This window comes from Streptomyces sp. RLA123 (assembly GCF_056270165.1).
In genome coordinates this window covers 6,149,920-6,175,315 of sequence record NZ_JBWDOR010000003.1, presented here as the reverse complement: position 1 = coordinate 6,175,315, position 25,396 = coordinate 6,149,920, and the positions used below count along the sequence as shown (strand labels likewise).

At 72.4% G+C, this 25,396-nt stretch carries 20 protein-coding genes and 1 pseudogene; 7 read left to right on the top strand and 14 right to left on the bottom strand.

The window, feature by feature from the left end; genetic code table 11:
- Nucleotides 1–64: 64 nt before the first annotated feature.
- Entirely contained in the window at nucleotides 65–3,535 is a 3,471-nt protein-coding gene (locus RV983_RS28195) for a phosphodiester glycosidase family protein (protein WP_475988524.1), read from the bottom strand.
- Between the two features lie 392 nt (nucleotides 3,536–3,927).
- Between RV983_RS28195 and RV983_RS28190 the strand changes: the two genes are divergently transcribed.
- Complete coding sequence (locus RV983_RS28190) at nucleotides 3,928–4,230, top strand: hypothetical protein (protein ID WP_475988523.1); 303 nt, start codon at nucleotides 3,928–3,930, stop codon at nucleotides 4,228–4,230.
- 77 nt (nucleotides 4,231–4,307) lie between these two features.
- On the opposite strand, the gene RV983_RS28185 is transcribed toward RV983_RS28190, so the two are convergent.
- Nucleotides 4,308–5,420: a S1 family peptidase gene (locus tag RV983_RS28185; RefSeq protein WP_475988522.1), complete on the bottom strand. Its 1,113-nt coding sequence runs from the start codon at nucleotides 5,418–5,420 to the stop codon at nucleotides 4,308–4,310.
- A 149-nt stretch (nucleotides 5,421–5,569) separates the two neighbouring features.
- Between RV983_RS28185 and RV983_RS28180 the strand changes: the two genes are divergently transcribed.
- Nucleotides 5,570–6,406, top strand: coding sequence for a GNAT family N-acetyltransferase (locus tag RV983_RS28180; protein WP_475988521.1), 837 nt, complete (start codon nucleotides 5,570–5,572; stop codon nucleotides 6,404–6,406).
- 33 nt (nucleotides 6,407–6,439) lie between these two features.
- On the opposite strand, the gene RV983_RS28175 is transcribed toward RV983_RS28180, so the two are convergent.
- Together RV983_RS28175 and RV983_RS28170 are read right to left on the bottom strand one after the other, a co-directional pair.
- A complete protein-coding gene (locus RV983_RS28175; protein ID WP_475988520.1) occupies nucleotides 6,440–7,366 on the bottom strand; it encodes a slipin family protein in 927 nt (308 codons plus the stop codon).
- Between the two features lie 82 nt (nucleotides 7,367–7,448).
- Nucleotides 7,449–8,411 (bottom strand): helix-turn-helix domain-containing protein, encoded by a 963-nt coding sequence (locus RV983_RS28170; RefSeq protein ID WP_475988519.1) that lies wholly within the window; start codon nucleotides 8,409–8,411, stop codon nucleotides 7,449–7,451.
- Nucleotides 8,412–8,510: 99 nt separating this feature from the next.
- On the opposite strand from RV983_RS28170, the gene RV983_RS28165 reads away from it, so the two are divergent.
- Nucleotides 8,511–10,040 carry an alpha/beta fold hydrolase gene (locus tag RV983_RS28165; RefSeq protein WP_475988518.1) on the top strand — a complete coding sequence of 510 codons (1,530 nt, stop codon included), beginning with the start codon at nucleotides 8,511–8,513 and terminating at the stop codon, nucleotides 10,038–10,040.
- Between the two features lies 1 nt (nucleotide 10,041).
- Here the strand turns inward: RV983_RS28165 and RV983_RS28160 are convergent, their stop codons facing one another.
- Complete coding sequence (locus RV983_RS28160) at nucleotides 10,042–11,004, bottom strand: helix-turn-helix transcriptional regulator (RefSeq protein ID WP_475988517.1); 963 nt, start codon at nucleotides 11,002–11,004, stop codon at nucleotides 10,042–10,044.
- Between the two features lie 61 nt (nucleotides 11,005–11,065).
- On the opposite strand from RV983_RS28160, the gene RV983_RS28155 reads away from it, so the two are divergent.
- A complete protein-coding gene (locus tag RV983_RS28155; protein WP_475988516.1) occupies nucleotides 11,066–12,205 on the top strand; it encodes a winged helix DNA-binding domain-containing protein in 1,140 nt (379 codons plus the stop codon).
- Here the strand turns inward: RV983_RS28155 and RV983_RS28150 are convergent.
- The 3 genes and pseudogenes from RV983_RS28150 to RV983_RS28140 all read right to left on the bottom strand — a co-directional run.
- Complete coding sequence (locus tag RV983_RS28150; protein WP_475988515.1) at nucleotides 12,199–13,116, bottom strand: S1 family peptidase; 918 nt, start codon at nucleotides 13,114–13,116, stop codon at nucleotides 12,199–12,201. The genes RV983_RS28155 and RV983_RS28150 overlap by 7 nt on opposite strands.
- Before the next feature lie 134 nt (nucleotides 13,117–13,250).
- Complete coding sequence (locus RV983_RS28145) at nucleotides 13,251–14,312, bottom strand: S1 family peptidase (RefSeq protein WP_475988514.1); 1,062 nt, start codon at nucleotides 14,310–14,312, stop codon at nucleotides 13,251–13,253.
- A gap of 265 nt (nucleotides 14,313–14,577) precedes the next feature.
- Nucleotides 14,578–14,886, bottom strand: a pseudogene (locus RV983_RS28140) (hypothetical protein); the annotation flags it as partial.
- Nucleotides 14,887–15,181: 295 nt separating this feature from the next.
- Between RV983_RS28140 and RV983_RS28135 the strand changes: the two are divergent.
- A complete protein-coding gene (locus RV983_RS28135; protein WP_475988513.1) occupies nucleotides 15,182–15,631 on the top strand; it encodes a cell division protein SepF in 450 nt (149 codons plus the stop codon).
- 54 nt (nucleotides 15,632–15,685) lie between these two features.
- On the opposite strand, the gene RV983_RS28130 is transcribed toward RV983_RS28135, so the two are convergent.
- Together RV983_RS28130 and RV983_RS28125 are read right to left on the bottom strand one after the other, a co-directional pair.
- Nucleotides 15,686–16,870, bottom strand: coding sequence for an acyl-CoA dehydrogenase family protein (locus tag RV983_RS28130; protein ID WP_475988512.1), 1,185 nt, complete (start codon nucleotides 16,868–16,870; stop codon nucleotides 15,686–15,688).
- A gap of 83 nt (nucleotides 16,871–16,953) precedes the next feature.
- Nucleotides 16,954–18,582 (bottom strand): MFS transporter, encoded by a 1,629-nt coding sequence (locus tag RV983_RS28125; RefSeq protein ID WP_475988511.1) that lies wholly within the window; start codon nucleotides 18,580–18,582, stop codon nucleotides 16,954–16,956.
- 523 nt (nucleotides 18,583–19,105) lie between these two features.
- Here RV983_RS28125 and RV983_RS28120 point away from each other — a divergent pair.
- Nucleotides 19,106–20,110, top strand: coding sequence for a phosphatase PAP2 family protein (locus RV983_RS28120; RefSeq protein ID WP_475988510.1), 1,005 nt, complete (start codon nucleotides 19,106–19,108; stop codon nucleotides 20,108–20,110).
- Between the two features lie 133 nt (nucleotides 20,111–20,243).
- On the opposite strand, the gene RV983_RS28115 is transcribed toward RV983_RS28120, so the two are convergent.
- The 3 genes from RV983_RS28115 to RV983_RS28105 all read right to left on the bottom strand — a co-directional run bounded on the left by RV983_RS28115 (nucleotide 20,244) and on the right by RV983_RS28105 (nucleotide 21,996).
- The gene (locus RV983_RS28115; protein ID WP_475988509.1) at nucleotides 20,244–20,468 is read right to left on the bottom strand and encodes an I78 family peptidase inhibitor; all 225 of its coding nucleotides are present in this window, start codon (nucleotides 20,466–20,468) and stop codon (nucleotides 20,244–20,246) included.
- 219 nt (nucleotides 20,469–20,687) lie between these two features.
- Nucleotides 20,688–21,077 carry a DUF779 domain-containing protein gene (locus RV983_RS28110; protein WP_475988508.1) on the bottom strand — a complete coding sequence of 130 codons (390 nt, stop codon included), beginning with the start codon at nucleotides 21,075–21,077 and terminating at the stop codon, nucleotides 20,688–20,690.
- A 4-nt stretch (nucleotides 21,078–21,081) separates the two neighbouring features.
- Nucleotides 21,082–21,996: a bifunctional DNA primase/polymerase gene (locus tag RV983_RS28105; protein ID WP_475988507.1), complete on the bottom strand. Its 915-nt coding sequence runs from the start codon at nucleotides 21,994–21,996 to the stop codon at nucleotides 21,082–21,084.
- Between the two features lie 233 nt (nucleotides 21,997–22,229).
- Between RV983_RS28105 and ctaD the strand changes: the two genes are divergently transcribed.
- Nucleotides 22,230–23,897 carry an aa3-type cytochrome oxidase subunit I gene (gene ctaD / locus RV983_RS28100; protein WP_475988506.1) on the top strand — a complete coding sequence of 556 codons (1,668 nt, stop codon included), beginning with the start codon at nucleotides 22,230–22,232 and terminating at the stop codon, nucleotides 23,895–23,897.
- 70 nt (nucleotides 23,898–23,967) lie between these two features.
- Here ctaD and RV983_RS28095 read toward each other — a convergent pair whose 3' ends face one another.
- Nucleotides 23,968–25,239, bottom strand: a complete 1,272-nt coding sequence (locus RV983_RS28095) for a glycosyltransferase family 4 protein (protein WP_475988505.1) — start codon at nucleotides 25,237–25,239, stop codon at nucleotides 23,968–23,970.
- Between the last annotated feature and the right edge of the window lie 157 nt (nucleotides 25,240–25,396).

Genomic DNA, 25,396 nt, shown 5'->3' with positions numbered 1-25,396 from the left:
GAGGGCGAGCACGTGGTGTGTGCTCGCCCTCGGTCATGTGACGTGGTGGGTCACGTGGTCATTCTCAGCCCTGTGCGGCCGGGAGGACCTGGATGGTCCTGGAGGTCGTGACCGGTGCGAGCGAGGCGGCGTCGGTGTAGGCGCGCATCGAGTCGTTCGTCACCGACACCGTCACCGAGCCGGCCTTCAGCGCGGTCAGGATCCGGGTCTGCGGGTCGAGGATCGCGACCTTGCCCTTGCGGCGGGCGTCATCGACGGCGTCCTGACCGGTACCGATCGCCAGGTTCGACGAACCGGTCCAGTGGACCGACATCGGGTACCGCAGCGGCACCACACGCGAACCCGTGGCCACACCCTGCGGCTGCACGATGCTGCCGGACAACTGCGCGGTGCTGCCGGCCTCGACCGACTCGGGCGTGTTCAGCGTGATCGACTGCGCGAAGGCACGCACATCGGCCTGGAGCCACTGCTGACGCGCGTTGCGGTGCGAGTCCACCGACCAGTCGACCCAGCCGGTGAAGCCACCGCGGTCCGGCGTGCCGTAGGGGTCCTTGCCCGAGGACGGCAGCACCATGTAGGGGACGCCCTCCAGGTGGTGGACGTCGGCGATCTGGGCGTGCGAGCCGACCATGACGGCCCCCTTGCCCGAGTCGTCACGGAAGTCGGTCAGCAGGTTCTCCACCAGCGCGGCCTCGTCGCGGTCGCCGAGCTGGCTGGACTTGGTCTCCGCCGGGTCGTCCACCGGGTGGTGGGCGAACACCGCGACGTTGTCGATCGACTTGTCGTTCTTGGCGTCGGCCAGTGCCTGCTGCAGCATCGGCAGCTGCTCCCACGCGGTGGAGCGCAGCGAACCGACGGAGCTGGCGAGCAGGATGAAGCGGGTGCCCTTGTGGTCGAACGTGCGGTAGGGCTTGCCGAACTCGGCGGTGAAGTTCGTCAGGTCCTGCTGGACGTTGTTCAGGCCGTAGGACTCGTGGTTGCCCGGCACGTAGTAGCACGGGATCGAGCCGGCCGCCGGGTCCGGGGTGCTGTCGGCCGCGGGCTCCTGGCCGACCGGGATCAGGTCGCAGCCGGCGTCGGTGAGGACCTTGCGGGCCAGGGTGAGGTCCTGCGGCAGACCGCGGTCGGTGATGTCACCGTTGAGGACCAGCAGGTCGGGGTGGGTGGTGCGGATCCGCTGGATCGCCGTGGTGGCGACCTGCGTCAGCACCGGGCTGTCCGCGGTGAACTGCACGTCCGACAGCGTCGCGAAATTCCAGGTGCTGCTGCCCTTGAGCAGCGAGCCGTCGTCGGAGACCAGCGCGTCCGGCTTCAGGTCCGCCTGCGCCGGCAGGTCGATGGCGCTGGGGATGTCGGCCTCGATGCGGTCCAGGACGAACGTGCCCGCCTTCTGCTGGGCGACGCTGGTGTTGATGCCCTGGAAACCCGAGATCGCGATCGGGAACTTCGTGTCCGCCGGGACCGGGAAGGTGGCGTACTGCCAGTCACTGCTCGCCGAAAGCCCCGTGCCGTAGATGCCGTTGCTCTTGCCGCTGGAGTCGGTGTAGGCGAGGTAGCTCAGACCGCTGGGCACGCTGATGCTGGACTTGAGCCGCACCCGCAGACGCAGCGGCTGGCCGGGCACCTGCACGCGCTGGGCCGACGAAGCCGAGGTGACACCGACGTTGCGCATCGCGTTGAAGTCGATCCGCAGGCCCTCAGGGGCGGTGGAGAACGTCGTGGCCGCGGTGCTGTTGTTCCGCCAGCGGGCCAGCACATCGTCGTCGAAGTCGTAGACCGTCTTGGTCTGCACACCGATCGTGATCGGCAGCTGGGCCGACACACCGCCGACCGAGATCTTCAGGATCGTGCTGTCGTCGGCCAGCGGGGTGATCCGCAGCTTGCCGCCCACGGCCTTGATGTCCACGACGTCGTGGTCGTAGTCCAGCGACAGGTCCTGCGGGTCGACCGGAGCGGTGTAACCCTCGCCGTCGCGGCCCGTCACCGAGACGGTGGTCGCGTCCTCGGGCGTCGGGGCGGCGATCGACAGGAGCTTGGAGGACGGCTCCACACTGGCCAGCGGGCCCAGGACGGAGACCGTCCCGTGCCCCTGCACACCGTCCGCGGTCGCGTCGACGGTGACCGGGCCGTGCGCCTGCGGCGCCGTCAGCACGTCACCCTGGACCGACGCCTCACGGGAGGACCACTGCACGGAGTTCGGGTCGACCGTCACCGGCGTCTGGTGGCTGTCCACGCCCACCGCGGTCAACGTGCGGTGCAGACCGGGGAAGACCTTCACGTCGCCGTCGGCCGACGCCGCACCGGGCGCCGGCTTCACGAGGAGCTGGCGCAGCTTGCCGTCGCCCTTGGCGACGAACACACCGACACCGTTGGGGTCGTTGCGCTCCTGGCCGTCGGACGGGGTGTTGCGGACGGTCGCGTCGTCGTCGCCGAGCGCGCGGGCGACCATGGTGGACGAGCCGCCGCCGTCGAGGTTGACCGCGGTCTCCACGCCCATCGCGACGAGGTCGCGCGCTTCCTTGTCGATCCCGATGCCGCCCTTGCCGGTGCCGCCCGGGCCGTCCCAGGTGGCGAGGACGAGCGTCTTGCCGCCGTCCTTGAAGCCGAGCGCGGTGCGCGGGGCGATCGAGGGGTCGAGGCCGGGCACGACCTTGCCGCCGGTGACGACGGTGCCGCCGTGGCCGAGCGCGAACTGCATGGTCTTGGCGGCGTTGTCGGCGAGCGTGTGGCTGAGCGTCGCCGGGTCGCCGGGCTGCAGCGCGCGGATCGCGGTCGCGGCGGCGCCGCGCCCGACGAGCACGAAGCTGTCGTCCGGGATCGCCCCGGATCCCGCGGGACCGCTGGGGGTGACCGACACGACCGAGCCGTTCGTGACCAGGGCCTCGGCGATCTGGTCGTTGGCCACACCCGTCAGGCCGTTGTTGCGGCTGTAGGTGCCCCACGCGGGCGTGAACGCGACCATGCCGTCGGCGGGGATGCCGCCGCCGTTCGCGGCGTTGATCGACAGGACCTTGTGGTCCGCGCCCGCGAACTTCGCCGTCGTGTTGACCGTGAGGTCCACGAGCTGGGCGATGCCGTCCTTGCTGACACCGACGTGCTTGCGACCGCCGGAGATGTCGGCGGTCTTGACGAGCTGCCCGTTCTGGACCTCGCCGCCGAGCGCCGCGTTGGAGTTTCCGATGTCGAAGAAGTCGCCGTTCACGCCCGCGACGGCACCGGCCTTGTTGACGGCCGTGCTGAGCGGCCCGCCGGACGCGACCGGTCCGGAGCTCAGCAGGTCCGTGCCGACGGCGCTGTTGGACAGGTCGACGGTCAGGAACTGCGCGTCGTACCAGCCCTTCTGATCGACCGCCTTCACGTGCTGAAGGCCGATCCCCGGACCGATCTTCTCGGACGTGTTGATCAGCGGGATGCCACCGGTGACGGGTGCGGGCCGGCTACTGTCCGCGTACGCCATGGCAGGTGCGGCCGCCAGCGCGGTCGCCGTGGCGAGCACCACGAGCAGTGGCCTTGCAAGCCGACGGTTCAAGACCATCGATGTCATGGAAACCTCGGGTCGGAAGAGGACACGGAGGCAGAACCTCCGCTGCACCCACACCAGTGATGGGTGCGGTTCCGATTAGAGAGATCCAGTGAAGCGTGCACATTACATCTTCACGATCAGCCAGTGAACCCTGGCTGTGACCTTGCCCCTACGGTCGGCAGGTGACGCTCCGTCAACATTTCCCTTGGGCAGCCTCCGTCGCGGAGGGCGAGGCTACGAGCCGCCCGGCGCGCGCCAAACCCGGCGGCCGTGCGAGATGGGTCACGTCCGGACGTCCCGCGCGTATCCGTTCGTCCCGCGCGTCAACACCCGTCACACTCCGGGTGCCCGATGACCCGGAAGGGGTTGCGAAGGTAAGGGGACGGCACGGTTTACTGACCGCCATGACCGCGACCGACACCACACTCAGACCCGCGGCGCACCCCGGGCGGCTGCGCATGCTGAACCATCTGCGCCGCCTCGCGGCCGCGGGCTTCGTGGAGCCGCCGTGTGCACGGCAGCAGCACCGGGCCGGCGAGACCGGGAGCGCCGGGGACGCCGAGGCCGCCGAGATCTGGGACGACTTCCGGCACCGGCTCGCGGCGCTGCTGGTCGGGCTGCACGAGGACGCACGGGCCCCCCGCACGGCGGCACCGCGGACCGTGCACGTCGGCGCCACCGTGATGGCCTTCCCGCTCAACCGCTGAACCGCTGACCCCTCGCAGGATCGCGCGCGGCCGGGCCCGGGGCCTGTCGCCCCGGGCCCGCGCGCATCGCGTGCGCGTCAGCCGAGTTCCGCGCCCACGGCGGCCAGGGCCGTGGTGACCGGCTGGAAGAACGTCTCGCCTCCCGACCGGCAGTCCCCACTGCCGCCGGAGGTGAGCCCGATCGCGCTCCCGTCGCGGGTGAAGAGCGAGCCCCCGCTGTCCCCCGGCTCCGCGCACACGTCGGTCCGGATGAGCCCGGTGACGGTGCCCTCCGGGTAGTTGACCGTGGCGTCGAGGCCGAGGACGGTGCCGTTGTGCAGACCGGTGGTGCTGCCCATGCGGAACACCTCCCGGCCCACCGCGGCGTCCGCAGCCCGGTTGACCGGCAGGGCCCGGCCACCTCCGAGATCGACCTGACCGGGCGCGTCGGTGCCCGGGTCGTCGTACGTCACCAGGGCGAAGTCGCCATTGCCGGGGAAGGTCGCCGCCGCCACCGTCGCGATGGGGGCGCCGCCCTGCGTGCCTGACCAGGCCGGGAAGGCGACTCCGCAGTGACCGGCGGTCAGGAAGGCCGGGGCGCCGTCCTTGACGACGTTGAAACCGAGCGAACAGCGCGCGCCGTCGGCGAAGATCGCGTCACCGCCGGCCACCAACGGCGTGATCGGGCCCGCGGACCTCTCGATCCGGGCCATGCCGCTGCCGAGCGACCGCACGGTGGCCTGGAGCGTGTCCCACTTCCCGCCCGTGACGGTGGGGTCCGCGGTGACCAGGATCTGGTTGGTCCTGGGGTCGATGGCCCAGGCGGTGCCCGGGATGGTGGCGTTCTGCCTCAACGTCCCCGCCGCGCCGGTCAGTTCGGCAGCGGTGTTGCGGACCTGGCGGGGCACGGCGCCGGCCTGCCGGGCCTGGCGGACGGCGTCGGTGTCGTTGCCTGCGACATTGACCACGAGCCGCCGGGCGGCCGGGTCCCAGTAGGTGCCCGTGATCGACGAGCCGAACTGAGCGGTCAGCCGGGAGGTCACTTCCGCCGCCGAACGGGCGTCGGGTGCCTGCGGCGGCGCTGCGTCCCGTGACGGCGCCGGGGACTGCGACGCGTTGGCCCGGGGCAGCAGGACCGCGGCCGCTGCGACCGCGGCGACACCGGCCGTGACCAGCGCGATCTTTCGTTTCGGTAGGTGTTTGTGCTTCAACTCATGACCTCCTGTGGGGGGATACGGGGTCGGTCGTCGACAGCCGAGGCGGCGGCGCTGTGCCGCCGGTCATACGGAGCACCGACGCGTTGTGTTCATGCCGGGTAATTCGGTCGCCTCCGTCCCCGGGATGTGGTGGACTCCGCCCGATGAGCACTCTCGAACCCTCCGCGACGGCGCTGGGATACCGCGCCGCGTACGACGCGCAGCTGCGCGCCCGCGTCCCCGACGGCTTCTCCCGGCACGCGTCGGTGGAACAGGTCGGCCCCCTGCTGCGCAAGATCTACCGCCACGGCGAGGCGGGCTTCCTCGACTACCGCGACCTCGGCGGGCTGGACGGTCCGGAGCTGGACGCCCTGATCGCCGGGGAGCGGGACCACTTCGCGGGGCTCGGTATGGCGGTGGAGTGGAAGTACTTCGCGCACGACCTGCCGCCGGGGCTGCCGGAGCGCCTGACGGCGGCCGGCTTCACGCCCGACGAGCCGGAGACGGTGCTGGTGGGCGAGGCCGCTCCGCTGGCCGGCGAGCCGCGGCCGCCGGAGGGGGTGACGCTGCGCGAGGTCACCTCACGCGCGGACTTCGAGCGCATCCGCGCCATGGAGGAGGAGATCTGGGGCGTCGGCCACGACTGGCTGCCGGACATGCTGGAGAGCGAGGTGGCCGGGCCGGGCGACCCGTGCGTGGTGGTCGTCGCCGAGAGCGGGGACACCGTGGTCTGCGCGGGCTGGGCCCGCTTCCACCGGGGCACGGACTTCGTGTCGCTGTGGGGCGGCTCGACGCTTCCGCAGTGGCGCGGGCGCGGTGTCTACCGGGCGACGGTGGCCCACCGGGCCCGGCTGGCGGTCGCCGCGGGCCACCGCTTCGTGCAGGTCGACGCCTCGGCGGACAGTGCTCCCGTCCTGGGGCGGCTGGGGCTGGTGGCGGTCACGACGACCGTGCCGTACGTCTGGCGGCCGGACGCGGGAACGGCGGACGGTCCCGCCTGAGACCCGCGCGGCGTCGAACGGCGTCGGACGGCTTCAGACGGCGTCGGACGGCCGGGGTCGCCGGACGCTGCTCAGCAGCGGGTCCGCCGGCTCGCCGGGGGCACCGCCTGGGACCGGCTCCGCGGCAGGCGCGGTGGCGGCAGGCGGGGGCGGTGGCACGGACTCGCGCGGCACCGCGGCCGGGGCGGCGGGGGCGGCGGTGCCCGGGCCGGGCTGGGCACGTTCCAGGAAGCGCAGCAGTTCCACCGGGAACGGCAGCACGAGTGTGGAGTTCTTCTCGGCGGCCACCGCGACGACCGTCTGCAAGAGCCGCAACTGCAACGCGGCCGGGGCGTCGCCCATCACGTGCGCGGCCTCGGCCAGCTTCTTGGACGCCTGGAACTCCGCGTCCGCGTTGATGATCCGGGCCCGGCGCTCCCGCTCGGACTCGGCCTGGCGGGCCATCGAGCGCTTCATCGTCTCCGGCAGCGACACGTCCTTGATCTCCACACGGTCGATCTGCACGCCCCAGCCGATGGCGGGGCTGTCGATCATGAGTTCCAGGCCCTGGTTGAGCTTCTCCCGGTTGGACAGCAGGTCGTCCAGATCGCTCTTGCCGATGATCGAGCGCAGCGAGGTCTGGGCCATCTGCGAGACCGCGAAGCGGTAGTCCTCGACGTTGATGATCGCGTCGGCGGCGTTGACGACCTTGAAGTAGACGACCGCGTCGACCCGGACGGTGACGTTGTCCCGGGTGATGCCCTCCTGGGCGGGCACCGGCATCGTCACGATCTGCAGGTTCACCTTCCGCATCCGGTCGACGACCGGGACGACCATCGTGAACCCGGGCCCCCGCACCACGCCCCTGACCCGGCCGAGGCGGAACACCACACCCCGCTCGAATTGCTGCACGACGCGGGCCCCGGCCACGAAGTACAGAACTCCGGCCGAGAGCACGGCGGCTATCAACTCGACGACCATCACGGCCCCCTGCCGTCCGGGATCGCGTACTTCCACGGTACATCGCGGTCGATCCACCCGATACAGGCGAGGATGCCCCGGTTCAGGGGCCGGGACGGGGCCTGAACCGGGGCTGTGCCGCGTCCGGGCCGGTGGCGGGGGCGGACAGGGCGGTGCGCAGCCAGTCGTCGGCGGCGCCGGGGGTGGGCCGCGCCGGGCCCCACAGCTCCGCGGTGAGCTGCCAGTACAGGTCGGCGCGGGGCTCGGCGGCGAGCAGTCCTGCCAGCAGGCGCCGGAAGGCGGGCGTGTCCCGGGCGCCGTGCGCCAGGGCGTAGGCGGACACGAAGCAGTCCAGCGCGTCGCCCCCGCGTGGATCCCGTCCGGCCAGCAGTTCCGCGGCGGCCAGGTCGTACGCCTCCTCGAGTCCCTCATAGAGCCCGGCGGGGCGTCCGCCGGCGCCGGACCAGTACTCCGCGGGCCGCGGGCGCACGTCGTCGGAGCAGTTGCCCGTGGTGAGGGCGTGCAGCCGGGCGAAGGCGAGCACCTGGTCGGGCGTCGGGTCGCCGGGAGGCTCCGGCACCGACAACTCCAGGATCCGGCCGACCAGTCCGGCCGGGAGCCGCGGCGGCAGCCACCGCCGCCAGAAGCGCCTCATCGGGGCGGTGCTGGGTGGGGTGGACAGCGCGCCGACCAGCCGCAGCCGGTCGGCGCGCTCCGCGGCGGTGCAGTCCCGGAGCGCGTACAGGGCGGCCTCCCGCCAGCGCAGCGCGGACAGCTGGGTGCCGAGGTCGCGCAGCCGCCCGGCGACGGCGTCCTCCAGCGCGTCCGTCAGGGCGTCCTCACGGTCCAGCAGTCGTCCCACGTCCGGGAGCGGCAGGTCGAGGCTGCGCAGGGAGCGGATCAGGCGGAGCCGGTCGAGCGCGTCGGGACCGTACCGGCGGTGCCCCCCGGTGCTGCGGCCCGCTTCGGGCAGCAGGCCGCGGTCGGAGTAGAAGCGGACGGTCTTGACGGTGACGCCGGCGTGCGCGGCCAGGTCCCCGATGCTCCACAGGCCGTCAGGCGGCACGGCTTGAACCTCCCTCAGGGGGAGTTCCTACGGTACCGGTGAGCGCGGGGGCCCGGTACGGCGCGGGGCCCCGCGGACCACGGCGTACGGGAGGCGATCATGACGGTGTTCATCCTGGTGTCCGAGGCCCACACGGGCGGCTGGATCTGGCACGACGTGGCGGCGCGGCTGCGGGAGTCGGGGGCGCGGGCCCATCCGGTGACGCTCACCGGCATGGGCATGGGCGAGGGCGAGGGCGCCGTCGCGGGACCGGACACGGACCTGGAGACGCATGTCCGGGACGTGCTGCGCGTCATCGACGAGGAGGACGGCACCGGCGACGCGTGCGAGGTGGTGCTCGTCGGCCACGGATACGGCATCCACGCGGTGGCCGGCGCCGCCGACCGCCGCCCGGAGCGGGTCGCCCGCATCGTCCACCTGGACGCGGGAATCCCCCGGGACGGCGACCCGGCGCTCGCGCTGGTGCCGGATCCGGCGGTCCACGAGCGGCTGCGGCACACCGCCGGGGACGACGGGCTCGTCGCCCCGCCCGGCCGGGACGGATGGCAGCGGTGGGGCAGCCTCGACGGCGTCCCCGAGGAGGCGCTGGCCCGGCTGACCCGGTTCGCCGCGCCGCAGCCCGCGGGCACGCTCACCCAGCCGCTCCGGCTCTCCGGGGCGGTGGCCAAGGTGCCGTCGACCGGTGTCCTGTGCACCGCCGACGGGTCCGGCATCGCCAGGGTCGAGGCCCTGGTCGGCCTCGGGGATCCGCACCTGCGGGCCCTCGTCGATCCGCGGGTCACCTTCTTCGAACTCGCCACCGGGCACTGGCCGATGCTCTCCGCCCCCGGCGAACTGGCCGACGTCCTCCTGCGGGCCGCCGCGGGCGAGGGGTACCGGCTCCGGGGGCCGGGGGACGAACTCCCGCCCCACCTGCGGCCTTTCCTCATGGACCTGCCCGAGCGGCCCCGCGAGCGCCACGGACGGGTCGACCTGTACCTGCCCGACGCCGACGGCCCCCGGCCCGCGGTGGTCCTCGTCCACGGCGGCCCGGTACCCGCGGGCGCGCGGCCTACGCCGCGCGACTGGCCCTCCTTCACCGGGTACGGCCGGTACCTGGCAGGGCTGGGCGCGGTCGGGGCGGCCGTGGACCACCGGCTGCACGGCATGGCCGATTTCGCGCGCGCCGCGGACGACATCGCCGAGGCGGTGGACCTCGTCCGCGACGACCCCCGCGTCGACGGCGACCGTGTCGCGCTGTGGGTCTTCTCGGTCGGCGGGCTGCTCGCGGCCGACTGGCTCGCGGCCCCACCGGCCTGGCTGCGGTGCGTCGCGGCCAGCTACCCCGTGCTCGAGCCCCTGCCGAACTGGGGCACGGTGGAACCCCGTTTCCGGCCCGCGGCCGCGCTGCGCACGGCCGGCTCCCTGCCGGTGGTGCTGACCCGCGTGGGGCGGGAGGCGCCGGACATCGCCGCCACGGTCGCGGACTTCCTCTCCGCCGCCGAGGGGTGCGGCGCCCGCGTCGAGGTGGTCGACGTGCCCCACGGCCGCCACGGCTTCGAGACCCTCGGCCCCACCGCGGAGTCCCGTGCCGCCGTCGCCCGCGCCGCCGGCTCGGTCCTGCGGCACCTGGGCCTCCCCACGCCCTGAGCTACCCGTCGCCGCCCGCGCCGCGGACCAGGCGGGCGGCGACGTCGCGGAGGTGGGCGGCCAGTTCGGGGGGTTCGTGGACCTCGAAGTCGACACCGAGCGTGCCGATGTAGAGGGCGAGGACGTCCAGGTACTCCGCGCCCGTACGCAGGACGCAGCGGTCGGGGCCCGCGGCCTCGATGGTGGCGAAGCCCCAGGAGGCCCGTTCGGCGAGGGACTCGGCGGAGGCGTGCAGGGTCACGACCGCCTGGTGCCGGTAGGCGCGGGAGGTGACGCCCCGGGCGACGTAGGCGGCGGCGTCCATGGGCGGCCGGCGGGGGGCGAAGCGCGGCCCGGCGGGGGACTTGGGGTCCATCCGGTCGACACGGAACGTACGCCAGTCCTGGCGGTCGGTGTCCCAGGCCAGCAGGTACCAGCGGCGCCCGTGGTGGACGAGGTTGTGCGGCTCGACGGTACGGCGGCCGGCCGTCCCGTCGTGCGTGAGGTAGTCGAAGCGCAGGCGTTCGCGGTCGCGGCAGGCCGCACCGATCAGCGCCAGGACGTCCGGGGCCACGGCGTCGGCCGGCGCGGGGGGACGGGAGACGGCGACCGCACCCATCGCCTGGACCCGGTGCCGGAGCCGGGTCGGCAGCACCTGTTCCAGCTTGGCCAGGGCCCGCAGGGACGTCTCCTCGATGCCCTCGACACTGCCGCCCGCGCCCGTGCGCAGGCACAGGGCGACGGCGATCGCCTCCTCGTCGTCGAGCAGGAGCGGGGGCAGGGCGGCACCCGCGCCCAGCCGGTAGCCGCCGGCGGTGCCGGGGGCGGCGTGCACGGGGTAGCCGAGCGCGCGCAGGCGTTCCACGTCGCGGCGCACGGTCCTGACGGTGACCTCGAGGCGCCCGGCCAGTTCGGGACCGGTCCAGTCGCGCCGCGACTGGAGCAGGGAGAGCAGCCGCAGCAAGCGGGCGGAGGTTTCCAGCACGGCCCCAGTCTGGCAGCCCTTGCGGACAGCTTCTGACCGCAACGACGGATACGGTGCCGCCATGGAGACAGAGACCGTTCCCGAGGGCACCACCTTGGACCGCCGCACCCTCAACCGCTCTCTGCTGGCCCGCCAGTTCCTGCTGCGGCGGGCGGACGTGAGTGCGGAACACGTGATCGGGCACCTGGTGGGGCTGCAGGCGCAGGAGCCGCAGGACCCGTATGTGGCGCTGTGGTCGCGGATCGCCGACTTCGAGCCGGGCGAGCTGTCGGGGATGCTGGCGGACCGCCGCGCGGTGCGCATGTCCTTGCTGCGCTGGACCGTTCACCTGGTGACGGCCGAGGACTGCATGGTGCTGCGGCCGGTCGTCCAGGACGTCCTCGAGCGACGGCTGCTCGGGCAGTTCCGGCGGCAGCTGGCCGGTCTTGACCTCACGGAGGTCGCCGCGGCGGGCCGCGTGCTCCTGGCCGGCGGCCCGCTCTCCGGGAGCCGGCTCGGCGACGGCCTGCGGGAGCGGTGGCCGGAGCGCGAACGGCTCCCGTTGAGTCTCGCGGTGACCGCCCGCGTGCCGACGGTCCAGCCGCCTCCGCGCGGGCTGTGGCGGACATCGGGCGCCGCCCTGCAGACCCCGGCCGAGCAGTGGCTCGGCCGCGCCTTCGACTTCGCCGGGGACTCCGCGCCGGAGCGGACGGTGCTGCGCTACCTCGCCGCGTTCGGCCCCGCGGCGGTCAGGGACGTCACCGTGTGGTCCGGGCTCACCGGGGTGCGCGCGGTGGTCGACGGGCTCCGCCCCCGGCTGCGGGTCTACCGCGACGAGAACGGCGCCGAGTTGTACGACGTCCCCGGCGCGCCCTTCCCCGCTCCCGGGACCCCGGCGCCGCCCCGCTTCCTGCCGCAGTACGACAACATCGCGCTGTCGCACGCCGACCGCTCGCGGATCATGCCGCCTGCTCCCTCCCCCGGCACTCCCGTCCCCGCCCTCCCCGGCAGTGGCAGCAACCGCGGCTTCTTCCTCCACGACGGCTTCGTCCACGGGCTGTGGCGGATCGAGTCGTCGCGCGGCGCGGCCGTGCTCCACGTCCTGCCGTACGCGCCGCTCCCCCGCGCCGCGCGCGAGGCGCTCGCGGCGGAGGGCGAGCGCCTGCTGGAGTTCGCGGCGCCGGGGACGACGGAACGGCAGGTGCGTTTCGCCGGTCAGTAGACGGCGACCCGGTACGCCTTCAGCACCTCGGGCAGCGGCTGGTAGAAGGTCGTGCCGCCGCCCGTGCAGTCGCCGCTGCCGCCCGAGGTCAGGCCCAGCGCCTTCGTGCCGTCGTACAACGGGCCGCCGGAGTCGCCGGCCTGCGCGCATATGTCGGTGCGGATGAGTCCGCGGACGATGTCGCCGCCACCGTAGTTGACGGTGAAGCCGAGTCCGGTGACGGTGCCGCCGTGCACGCCGGTGGTGGAGCCCGCGCGCTGGACGGCTTCGCCCACGTACGCCGCGGCGGCCTTCCTGATGTCCTGCCGGCCGACGCTGCCGGGGTGGCCCTTCGCCGTGTCGTAGCGCACGAGGGCGTAGTCGTCGACCGGGTAGCGATGGGCGACGGTGGTCCCGAGCGGGCGGGTCTGTGCGGAGTCGGCGTACCAGCGGTCCGTGGCCGCACCGCAGTGACCGGCCGTCAGGAAGTAGTACACACCCCCGGAGCGGACATTGAAGCCGACGGAGCAGCGGAAGCCCCCGCCGTAGGCCGCGGTGCCGCCCCGGGCGGCGAAGTGGCGGAAGACGCCGGGGGCGCGTTCGAAGCGGACGGCTCCGCCGTACGGGCCGGCCGCGCGGCGCAGCGCGTCGAGCCCGGCACGGGAGACCGTCGCGTCGGCCAGGACGACCAGGGTGCCGCTGCCGGGGTCGACGGACCAGGCGCTGCCGGGCACGTCGGCGGACTCCGCCGCGCGGACCGCCGCGGCGAGACGCGCGGGCGAGGCCCGGCCGCCGGGGGCCGCCTCGGCGGCGGGCAGGACGAGCACGGTGGCCGCGAGCAGCCCGAACACACCGACCACCACGGCGAGGTACCCCGCACATCTGCCGGTACCGCTGTGCGAAGTGGTGTCCCTGCGCCCCTTGTTCCTCATTTGTGCCCCCCTACGAGGTTATGCGGTGCCTCGCGGAGTATTGCGACCATACGGCTTGCGGACAAGAGGGCCATACGGCGATGTGCCCGGCGGCCGAGGCCGCCGGGCACATCAGGATCGGAAATCCGGGTGAATCAGAAGACGCTGACGCCGTAGGCGCTCAGGGCCTCGGTGACCGGCTGGAAGAACGTCGTGCCACCGCTGGAGCAGTTGCCGCTGCCGCCCGAGGTCAGACCGAGCGCGATACCGCCGGAGGTGTACATGGCGCCGCCGGAGTCACCGCCCTCGGCGCAGACGTTGGTGCGGATCATCTGGTAGACCACGTCGCCGCCGCCGTAGTTGACGGTGGCGTTGAGACCGGTCACCGAACCGCTGTGGATACCGGTGGTGGAGCCGTCACGCAGGACGGCCTGGCCCACGAAGGCACTGCCGGCGCTGGTGATGTCGGTGTTGCCGGCCGTGCCGCCCTTGGCCACCGAGGTGTTGGTGTACCGGACCAGCGCGTAGTCGTTGGTCGGGAAGCTGTAGCTGACGTTGGTGCCGAGCACGGTGGACTGGCTCGAGTTGGAGTACCAGGTCGAGGCGACCTCGCCGCAGTGGCCGGCGGTCAGGAAGTAGTTGGTGCTGCCGCTGCGGACGTTGAAGCCGAGGGAGCAGCGGTAGCCGCCGCCGTAGATGGCGTCACCGCCGGCGATCAGCCGCTTGAAGGTGCCCGCCGTGCGCCGGAAGGTGACGGCCGCGCCGTACGGGGCGGTGGCCTTCTGCACCTTGGACAGTTCGGCACCGGTGACCGTGCTGTCGGCGGTGATCTCCAGGCGGTTGCTCTTGGGGTCGATGACCCACGAGGTGCCCGCGACGTCCGCGGCCAGGGCGGCGTCGCCGGCCTTGTTCAGCTGCGCGGTGCTGTGCGCGACGATCTTGGGCACGGCACCGGCGGCACTGACGGCCTGCGCGGCCTTGGTGGTGGTGACGTTGACGACCATGGCCTTGGCCTGGGCGTCGTAGTACGACCCGGCCGTGGAGCCGGTACCCAGCGACGCGGCGAGCGCCGTGGCGGCCTCCGGCGAGGCCTTGGGGGACGGTGCGGCCTGGGCGGCGGGCAGGGTGAGCGCGGTGGCCGCGAGCAGACCGGACGCGATGGCGATCAGCCGTACACGTCTCGGGGCGGGGGTGTGCGTGGTGCGCTTGATCCTCACGCTTGTCCTCCTGTGGGGGAACGGAAGTTGACCCGCGTAGCGCGAGCCGGTGAGGCACAGCGGGGACTCCACCACCGTGGGGGGTGGCGTGCCCCTGTCAAGACGCTGCGCACATCGGAGTATTCAAGACCCGTGCACAATCGCACAAGGGCAGCTTTCAGCCGCGTCACGCCCAACCCGGATCCCAGCCCGAGGCCGTCTTTTTGCCACCCCCCACCGGGGATCAGGCGCATGACGAAACGGAGGGGGCGGGGGTGGAGGGGTGCACCGCCGCGGCCAGTCGCGCGCCCTCACCCATGGCGACCGGCGCGGTCCGCATGGCCCGCAGCGGGCACGGCCCGGCGGTCCTGCGGGACACGGCGGCTCTCCGCGTGCCGCCCGAGCCGTCCGCACCGGTGCCGGTCTGCGCCTCGACCAGCACCGAGATGATCAGGCCGTCGTCATTGGTGGCGGCGCGGGCCAGTTGCCCGTGGTCGTCCCGCAGGGCGAGGCAGAGCCCGCACAGATGGGCCAGCCAGGAGGTGCGCAGAGTCTCCGGCAGCCGATGCCGGCACGGCCTGACGATTCCGAACATCGCCTCCCCCACACGTCTCGTGTCGCGATGGAACACCTCATCAGCCGGTCATGTTGTACGTCAGCCGGTTCGGCTATCCGGCCGTGCGCCGTCACCCTCCCGGGTGCCAAACTTTCCGATGATCCGTCAGATACCCGTATCCCCTGCGTCAAACGGGTACTTCCGGGCAGATTAATGCACCAGGTATGTCACGAATCCCCTCCCTGCCGGGTATCCACTTGGCGCATCCTCCGCATCATGGACGACGATAGGGATGCGGACGGCAAACTGACCGTGTGTGAGAGAGGAGGCGTCCATGGGTTCGGTACGACGCGCGAGCGCCTGGCTGGGCCTCGTCGACGACAACGGCGGCGAGGAGTACTACGACGAGGAGTACGCCGACTACGGCGAGGGCGCCGAGGCGTCCCCGAGCGACTCCTGGGTCACCGACCCCCGTGTGCGCGTGGCCTCCGAGTCGGCGCACGAACAGGGGCGCCGCATCGCCACGGTCACCCCGGACGGTTTCCGGGACGCCCGCGGCATCGGCGAACTCTTCCGGGAGGGCGTCCCGGTCATCGTCAACCTCACGGCCATGGACTCCGCCGACGCCAAGCGCGTCGTCGACTTCGCGGCCGGCCTCACCTTCGGCCTGCGCGGTTCCATCGACCGCGTGGCCAACCGGGTCTTCCTGCTGACCCCGCCCGACTACCTTGTCGTCAACGCCGACAGCAAGCGCGGCGGCGACGGCTTCTTCAACCAGAACTGAGGCCGCTCCGGGGTGCCCCCGCCCCCGGAGCAGGCCCGCCGCGCCGCGGGCCCGTCAGTGGAAGGCGTCGAGGCCCGTGAGCGCCTTGCCCAGCACGAGTTGGTGCATCTCCACCGTGCCCTCGTAGGTGAGCACGGACTCCAGATTGGTGGCGTGCCGCATGACGGGGTACTCCAGCGAGATCCCGTTCGCGCCCAGGATCGTGCGCGCCGTGCGGCAGATCTCGATCGCCTCGCGGACGTTGTTGAGCTTGCCGAAGCTGACCTGCTCGGGCCGCAGCGTGCCCGCGTCCATCCGGCGGCCCAGGTGGTGCGCGAGCAGGATGCCCTTGTGGAGTTCGACCGCCATGTCGGCGAGCTTGGCCTGGGTGAGCTGGAAGCCGCCGATCGGCCGCCCGAACTGCTCGCGCGTCCGCGCGTACGCCAGCGCCGCCTCGAAGCTGCTGCGGGCGGCGCCCATCGCGCCCCAGACGATGCCGTAACGGGCGTGGTTGAGGCAGCTGAGCGGCCCGCGCAGACCGGTGACCCCGGGAAGCACCGCGTCGGCGGGCAGGCGGACGTCGTCCATGACCAGTTCGCTGGTGACCGAGGCGCGCAGCGACCACTTGTGGGTGATCTCCGGTGCCGAGAAGCCGGGGGTGTCGGTGGGGACGGCGAAGCCGCGGATGCCCTCGTCGGTACGCGCCCAGACGACGGCGACCCCGGCGACCGAGCCGTTGGTGATCCACATCTTGCGGCCGGTGAGGATCCAGTCGGAGCCGTCGCGCTTGGCGTACGTGCGCATGCCGGCCGGGTCGGAGCCGTGGTCGGGTTCGGTGAGGCCGAAGCAGCCGATCACCTCGCCCGCCGCCATGCGGGGCAGCCACCGCTGCTTCTGCTCCTCGGAGCCGAAGCGGTGGATGGCGTACATCGCCAGTGAGCCCTGGACCGAGACCAGCGAGCGGATACCGGAGTCGGCGGCCTCCAGTTCCAGGCAGGCCAGGCCGTACTGGACCGCGCTGGCACCGGCGCAGCCGTAGCCGGTCAGCGACATCCCGAGCGCCCCGATCGAGCCGAGCTCACGGGCCAGTTCGCGGATCACCGGCAGTTCGCCGCGCTCGTACCACTGCGCCACGTGCGGCAGCACGCGGTCGGCGGCCCAGGCGCGCACGGTGTCCCGCACGGCGCGCTCCTCGTCGCCGAGCAGGTCGTCGAGACCCAGCGGGTCGTACGGGTCGAACAGCGGCTTTCCAGCGGACATCGTCGTCCCTCCGGTGATCACAGTGCTTCACGCCCGAAGCTACTTGCGCGGCGGGTCCGGGTAAAGACCCCGCTTCTCCCAGGTCAGCGGGACGCCTCCACCGTGGCCATCGCGTGCTCGCGCGGCGCGGGGACCCCGGCGGCGGAGGACGTCGTGTGGCGCGCGGCGCACTCCATGCGGCGCGGCAGCCGCAGCGCGGCCACCGCCCCCAGCAGGAGCAGTGCGGCGCTGACGACGAGAGTGATGTGCATGCCGTGCACGAAGGCGTGCCGCGCCGCGTGCCGCAGAGAGGCGCCCGCGGTCCCGCCGAGGCGGTCGGAGACCTTGTAGGCCTCGCCGAGCGACTTGCCGGCCGCGGCCCCCGCGTCGGCGGGCACCCCGGGGGTCCGGGCGACGTCCGGCGCGTAGGCGGCGTTCATGACGCTGCCGAGCAGGGCGATGCCGAGGCCCGCCCCGAGCTGGTACGAGGTCTCGCCGATCGCGGCGGCGCCGCCGGCCTGCTCGGCGGGGGCCTCGCTCAGCATCGACTCGTACGCCGCGAACAAGGTGGTCTCCAGGCCGAAGCCGAGCAGCACGAAGCAGGTCGTCAACACCCAGGGCCGGTCGTGCTCACCCATGAGGGTGAGACCGAGCACGGCGCCCGCGGTGAGGACGAACCCGCCCGCGACCATGGCCCGCGGGCCGAACCGGGTGAGCATCCGCGAGCCCAGCAGTCCCGCGCCCATGGCGGCGAAGGTCAGCGGCAGCAGCCGCAGCCCGGTCTCCAGGGGGCTGAGAGCCAGAACGAGCTGGAGGTACTGGACGGCGATGAGCTCCAGACCGACCAGGGCGAGCAGCGCGAGGACGATGCAGCCCACGGAGGTGCCGAAGGCGGGGCGGCGGAACATCCCTATGTCGATCAGCGGGTGCTCGCGCCGGTTCTGCCGCCGTACGAAGAGCACCAGCAGCAGGCAGCCGCCCAGCAGCGGCACCAGTACGGAGGGCTCGTACACCGGGGCACCGCCGCCGAGCCGCTTCACGCCGAGGATCGCGCCGAGCACGCCGAACGCCGCCATCAGCGCGCCGACCACGTCCCACGGGCCGTCCTGCTCGCCGCGGGACTCCGGCAGCAGCCAGCGGGCGACCGGAAGGATGACGACCATCAGGGGGATGTTGATGAGGAAGACCGAGCCCCACCAGAAGTTCTCGACGAGGAAGCCGCCGAGGACCGGTCCGACCGCGGCGCCGACGGCGGCGACGGCGCTCCACACGCCGATGGCCGCCGCCCGTTCCCGGCGGTCGGGGAAGACCTGCCGGAGGATCGACAGCGTGGCCGGCATGATCATCGCGCCGCCGACGCCGAGCAGCGCCCGGGCCCCGATCAGGATCTCCGGGGTGGGGGCGAACGCCGCCACCGCGGAGGCGACTGCGAAGATCGCGTACCCCAGCAGCAGGATGCGGCGCCTGCCGACACGGTCGCCTAGGGTGCCGAAGAGGATCAGCAGGGAAGCGGCGACGAGCGGATAGGCGTCGACGATCCACAGCAGGCCTATCGCGCTGGGGCGCAGATCCTCGCTCACGGCGGGGACGGCGACGTGCAGCACGGTCGCGTCGAGTGCGACGAGCAGCAGGCTGACGCAGAGGACGATGAGGACGGTCCAGCGGCTGACCGGCCTGCCGCGCCGGGGGACGGCGGCCGACCCGGGGATGCCGGCCGAGGTCGTCCCTGTCATGTACGTACCTCCCAGCGGTGCGCTCGCGGTGCGGCCGGGCAGGACGAGGGGAACGGTCCCGGGGGAACCCAGCGACGAGGGCGAGTGAATCGACACACTACGCGAGTCGCGGCGGCCGGTGGAGGGCCCGGGTCACGTTCCGACGTGGTCCCCGTCACGCCCGATTCCCGCGCGGCGGACCTGCCGGACATGTCCGGCCGTCCGGACCGCAGCCGACCGGGACCGAACGGTGACCGACCGGCGACCGACCGTGATCATGAACGGGAGGCAAACACCGTGGCAACTCATGGGTAAAGCCTCGGACAGTCGCCGATAAACCGGGCGAGAAAAATCGAACGCGGGGTTTTCCATGATCGGGGCGAGCGTCTTCCAAACAAGAAATCCAGGAGTTCGCGCATTTGGCTCAATGCGCCCCGAGGGAGTACCTCCAATGGGTGTACTGAGACGCAGTCCACATCACATCGTCATTACGAAGGGGGTCTTCAGGCCGAACTCACCCATCACACGCTGTAACGTCGATTGAGTGCGTACCGATGACAAGCTTCGCCGTCCGGCGAAGCCCGAGACAGCCCAGGCGCTCCCGCGCATGAGCCGAACACGCGGACTGCTGTTCGGTTCCACGCTGGTGGCGTATGTGGCCATCGTCGTAGCCGTGCTGACCACGTCCAAGCTCGTGACCTTGGACTGGCAGGTCATGATGTTCCGGCCGTACAAGCAGTGGCCGCAGGTCCACGCCTTCCTCGACTACTTCGTCGTCCTGGGTCAGCGCGGCCCCACCGCCCTGATCGTGGCGGTCTGGCTGGGCTGGCGCGCCTGGCGGCAGCGCACGCTGCACCCGCTGCTCGTGCTGGGCACCTCGCTCCTGCTGCTGAACGTGACCGTGGGATCGGTGAAGTACGGGCTGGGCAGGCTCGGCCCCCACTACGCGACCACCGCCGGATCCGCCGAGCTCTTCGCCGGCGGCGATATATTTCCTTCCGGCCACACCGCCAATGCCGTCGTGACCTGGGGCGTCCTGGCCTATCTGGCCACCACGCCCTGGGTCCGCCGGGTGACCTCGGTCATCGCGGCGCTGCTGGCCCTCGGCGTCGGCATGACCACCATCTACCTGGGCACCCACTGGGTCAGCGACGTGCTGCTCGGCTGGGCGGCCGGCCTGCTGATCCTGCTGGCGCTGCCCTGGTTCGAACCCCTGATGGCCTCCTCGGAGCAGTGGATCACCACCGCCTGGGCCCGCCGCCGGGGCACCGCCGTGCTGCCCGCCACCGTCCGGCCGGTCAGCCCGGCCATGGCGGCCCCGCAGGTCGCGGAGGACTCCGAGGCGGACCGGGACAGCCTGGTGGTCAGCGGCCGCACGCCGAACGCGGCGCCGGGGGTGCCGCACCACGCGGTCCGTCCGCACACCACCCGTCATGAGCGCAGCCCGGTCACCCCGGCGGGCAGCCGCCGGCCGCCTGCCGAGCGCTCCGCCCGGCAGGGCCCGCTCGGGCAGAGCGGCGCGGGCCGCGGCCGCGGCACCGCCGGCTGACCGCGGCCGGCTCCGGCTCATCCGGGAGTCGCCGGTACGCACCCGGCGCCCTCCCCCGGCCCGTACGGCGACGGCCCCGGCACCCCTTCCCAGGGTGCCGGGGCCGTCGCCGTACGGAAGGGCCGGGAGTGTGTCAGCCGGACCAGCAGCGCGTCACCCGGCCGCCGTCGACGGTGAAGTTCAGCCGCCCGGCGCGGTACTCCATGGTGATGATCGCGCCCGGCGGGAGGGAGCGGACGGTGGTCCAGCCACACTCCGTGGCACGGCGCTCGGCCTGGTCCGCCGCGAGGCCGACATAGGCGTCCGGCGGGTCCTGCGGATGCGATGCGTGGGGCGTGCCGCCCGGGTCGGTAGCCATGTGAGCCACGGTAGGCGCATACGAGCCGTGACGGAAGACACGCCGACGCGCCATCGTCACATTTCTGTCACAGGATGCCGAGTCCCGTTTGGCGTGCACCGTTCATGCTCCCGGCATCCGGTTTTCCAATCACCCCACGAATTCACGCCATCCGTCGCCGATAAAACCGCGCCCGGGGGTCCCGGAATTACCGGAAACGGCCCTCACACTTCCCTCACATCACATCCCCAGAGCCGCCAGCTCATCGTCGGTCAGCAACCGCGACCGAATGAGAAACCGGTTGCCGGTGGGCGCCTCGAGCGAGAAGCCGCTGCCGCGGCCCGGCACCACGTCGATCGTCAGATGCGTGTGGCTCCAGTACGCGAACTGATCCCGCGACATCCACACCGGCACCGGGTCGACGCCGGGGACGCCGAGGTCGCCCAGATGCACATCGGAGTCCCCGGTGAGGAACTCCCCCTGCGGATAGCACATCGGCGAACTGCCGTCGCAGCAGCCGCCGGACTGATGGAACATCAACGGGCCGTGCTCGTCCGCCAGGCGCCGCAGCAGCCCCGCGGCGTCCTCGGTGATCGCGACCCGGCCGGCACTCGATACGGTTGAGGTCATGTCGTCAGCGTGCTCCCGCGACGCCCCGGCCGCCAGACCCCCGCAGGACATGTCTGCGCGCCGAGCCCACCGTGGCGGCCGCCTCGCGTTCCGGCAGGCCGGTGCGGACGGCGGCGCCGACCATCTCGGCCGCCACGTCCTCGCCGTGGCCGTTCTCGAAGGCCCGGCAGGCGGCCCAGAACAGCCGCTCGTTGCGCTCCCCCTCCAGCGAGTCCAGGACGAAGCGGATCAGCGGGCCCGCGGTGTCCGGGCCCGCGCCCCGCGGCCTCCCGACTCCGGTGGCCCCCGCGCGCGCCGCCCACGGCTTCGGTGACGGCGTCATGAGCAGCCGCAGCAGCCGCCGCGGCACGGCGGCGGGCGGCATCGACGCCGTGGGCGGGTCCCAGCGGTAGCGGCCCGCGACGGTGACCGAGCCCGGTCCCACCAGATAGCCGCCGCTGCCGCGTACGTCGATGCCGCGGCCGAGCCGGCTCACGGAGTTCGGGACGGCGACCTCGGCCGGGCCGGTGAGCCACAGGTGCCGTCCCCCGCTCGGGGTGAGCACCGTGCGCGTCCACGGCACCGCAAAGCCCTGCCGCGCCGCCAGGTCCACCAGATCCGCGAAGCCGTCGGCGCCGCCCTTGCGGTCCAGGTCGAGCCCGATCAGATAGTGCGGCGGACGGCCGCAGGCGATCCCGTACCCCGAGGCCCAGGGCGCCGCCGTGAACAGCTCCGCGATCCGGACGGGGTCGGTGGCGGCGTCGTGCACCCCGTGGCCGAACCGCCCGCACTGGCCGCGGCACATCCCGCCACCGGTCTCACCGCGGTGCGGCGACCGCAGGGCGGGCAGTTTGGTACGGGACAGCGGGATGACCGGGAAGCCGCGCCGGGCGGCCGCGAGCGCGCAGGCCAGCGCGCGGTGGAAGTCCGGGTGCGTCACGGGGTGCCCCCCCTCGCTGCGCTACGGCATGGCACCTTTATCGTACTTTCGTTCGACCTCGCGCTCAACGGTGCCGCGAAGCCGCCGGAACCGGTCCGGAACCGTCGTCCGCCGGCCTCGGCGCGCCCCAGCGGGCCGTGCCCGGCGCGGTGGGCGAGGCGCGCCACCGACACGCTTACCCCGGGCTACCGTGCACACACCGACAGCAACTCCGATCACGAGGGAGCGCGCGGATGGGGACGTACGCGGCGCCGATCACCGACGAGCGGGTGCGGACGCCACGGCGGCCGGGGCGTCTGGTGGTGGACTGGCTGACCACCACCGACCACAAGAAGATCGGGCACCTCTACCTGATCACCTCGTTCTGCTTCTTCCTCGCGGCCGGCGCCATGGCCCTGCTGATGCGCGCCGAACTCGCCCGCCCGGGGCTGCAGCTGATCACGAACGACCAGTTCAACCAGCTGTTCACGATGCACGGCACGATCATGTTGCTGCTCTTCGCGACGCCGACCTTCGCGGGCTTCGCCAACGAGATCATGCCGCTGCAGATCGGCTCCCCCGATGTCGCCTTCCCCCGGCTGAACATGCTGTCGTACTGGCTGTTCCTGTTCGGCGGGCTGATCGTGGTCGGCGGCCTGCTCACGCCGTCCGGCGGCGCGTCGTTCGGATGGTTCGCCTACGCGCCGCTGAACAGCCTGACCCGCTCGCCAGGGGTCGGTGCCGACATGTGGATCATGGGGCTGGCGCTGGCGGGCTTCGGGACGATCCTGGGCGCCGTGAACTTCGTGGCGACCATCGTCGGGATGCGGGCACCGGGCATGACGATGTTCCGGATGCCGGTGTTCACCTGGAACGTGCTCTTCACCTCGGTCCTGGTGCTGATGGCCTTTCCCGTGCTGGCGGCCTCGCTGCTCGTACTGGAGGCGGACCGGCGCTTCGGGTCGCTGGTCTTCGAGCCCGCGAACGGCGGGGCGCTGCTGTGGCAGCACCTGTTCTGGTTCTTCGGGCACCCGGAGGTCTACATCATCGCGCTGCCGTTCTTCGGCATCATCACCGAGATCCTCCCGGTCTTCTCGCGCAAGCCGGTCTTCGGCTACACCACCCTGATCGGCGCGACGATGGCCATCACCGGGCTGTCGATGGTGGTCTGGGCGCACCACATGTTCGTCACGGGCGCGGTGCTCCTGCCGTTCTTCTCCTTCACCTCGTTCCTGATCGCGGTGCCGACCGGGGTGAAGTTCTTCAACTGGATCGGCACGATGCTGGGCGGTTCGCTCTCCTTCGAGACACCGATGCTGTGGGCGGTGGGCTTCCTCGTGAGCTTCCTGTTCGGCGGGCTGACGGGGGTGATCCTGGCGTCGCCGCCGCTGGACTTCCAGGTCAGCGACTCCTACTTCGTCGTCGCCCACTTCCACTACGTGGTCTTCGGGACCGTGGTGTTCGCGATGTTCGCGGGCTTCTCGTTCTGGTGGCCCAAGTTCACCGGCAAACTGCTGGACGAACGGCTGGGGCGGATCCACTTCTGGACGCTGTTCGTGGGCTTCCACACCACCTTCCTGGTCCAGCACTGGCTGGGGGTGGCCGGGATGCCCCGGCGGTACGCGGACTACCTGGCCGCGGACGGCTTCACCGCGCTCAACACGGTCTCGACGATCGGGGCGTTCCTGCTGGGCATCTCGACGCTGCCGTTCCTCTGCAACGTCTGGCACACCGCGCGGCACGGCACGAAGGTCGAGGAGGACGACCCGTGGGGCTTCGGCCGGTCCCTGGAATGGGCGACCTCCTGCCCGCCGCCGCGGCACAACTTCACGGCGCTCCCGCGGATCCGCTCCGAGTCCCCCGCCTTCGACCTCCACCACCCTCAGGTGTCGGGGCAGGCAGCGCGGCCGGACGCCCTGTGAGCACGGACGACCGCGGCGGGCACGGGTCCGCCGGCCCGAAAGGGACCGGCGGACGCGCGGGCGCCGTGGGCTACTTCGCCGGCGAGCGGGCCCGCCTGACCGCCCGCTTGGCGGCGTCCTTGGCCGCGTAGGCCGTGGCGAGCGCCAGCCCCCCGGCGTACCGGCCCGTGCCGCGCACCCGGCCCGCCGCACCGGCCCGGCGGTCCAGCAGTTCCTGGAAGAGCCCGGTGTACATCTCGGCGATGCGCTGCGGATCGTAGTGGCCGCCCTTGAGCAGGGCGGCCCGGCCCATGCGCTTGCGGGCCTCCTCGTCGTTGATCAGCCGGAGCAGCGCGGAGGCCATGGCGTCGATGTCGCGGGGCGGCACCAGCAGGCCGTCCACCCCGTGCTCGATGATCTCCCCCGGACCGAGCGGGCAGTCGGTGCTGACCACCGGGAGGCCGACCCGCATGGCCTCGACGATGGTCATGCCGAAGGACTCCAGCGCGGAGGAGACGGCGAGGATCGATCCCTTGGCCATCTCGGGCTCGATCGGCGACACCGGTCCCATCAACGTGACGTTGCCGCCCAGTTCCAGTTCCTCGACGAGCCGGGCGAGCGACTCGCGCCGGGCACCGGTGCCGTACAGGCGCAGGCCCCAGTCCGGACGCTCCGCCCTGACCTTGTCGAAGGCGCGGATGAGGTCCTCGTACCGCTTCACCGGGGCGAGCCTGCCCGCCGCGACCACGTACCTGGCCTCCAGGGTGCCGGGCGCGATCCCGGGGTCGGGCACGCTGTTCGGGATGGACCGCACCACCACCCCGGGGAGCCGGAGCCTGCGCCGGTAGGCGTCCGCGTCGGCCTCGGTGGTGGTGATCACGGCGTCCAGGCGCGGGTACAGACGCCGCAGAGCGAGCCGCAGCCGCACGGAGTGGGTCTCCAGCGTCAGATGCTCCTGAGCGACCCGCACCATCCGGCGCGACGCCTGCCGCGCGACATGGGCGTTCAGGCCGGGCCGGGTGCCGATGACCACGTCCGCCCGGAGCCCCGCGAGGTGGGCGGCGATGCGCTCGTCGGTGAGCGCGCTGTACTCCCGGTGGCGGGACTCGGCGGGCGGGAAGACGACGGCGGGCCGCTGGGCGAGCGGGTGTCGACCGTCGTAGGTCCCGCTCGTCCTCCGCAGGTCGACCAGGTGGCGCAACGATACGGCGGGGTCCAGCTGCATCGCCGGCTTCGCCCGGTGCCGGAAGACCGAGACGATCTCCACCTCGTGCTGCCCGGCGAGCGCGGCCGCCAGGTTGAAGGTCGTGCGGATGGTGCCGCCGATGCCGTACCCGTTGTGGATCAGGAATGAGATGCGCATGCGTACCCGTCGTCGTCGCGGCTGCCGCGGACCGTCCGTCCGCTTGTGCAACAAGACCGCGATCCGGAGGGCCGAGTTGCCGGTCATCACATCCTCTCCCCAAGGCTGTGATGAATCTGATAACCGACGCAGCGCAATCTCCCGTTCGCCTCATGTT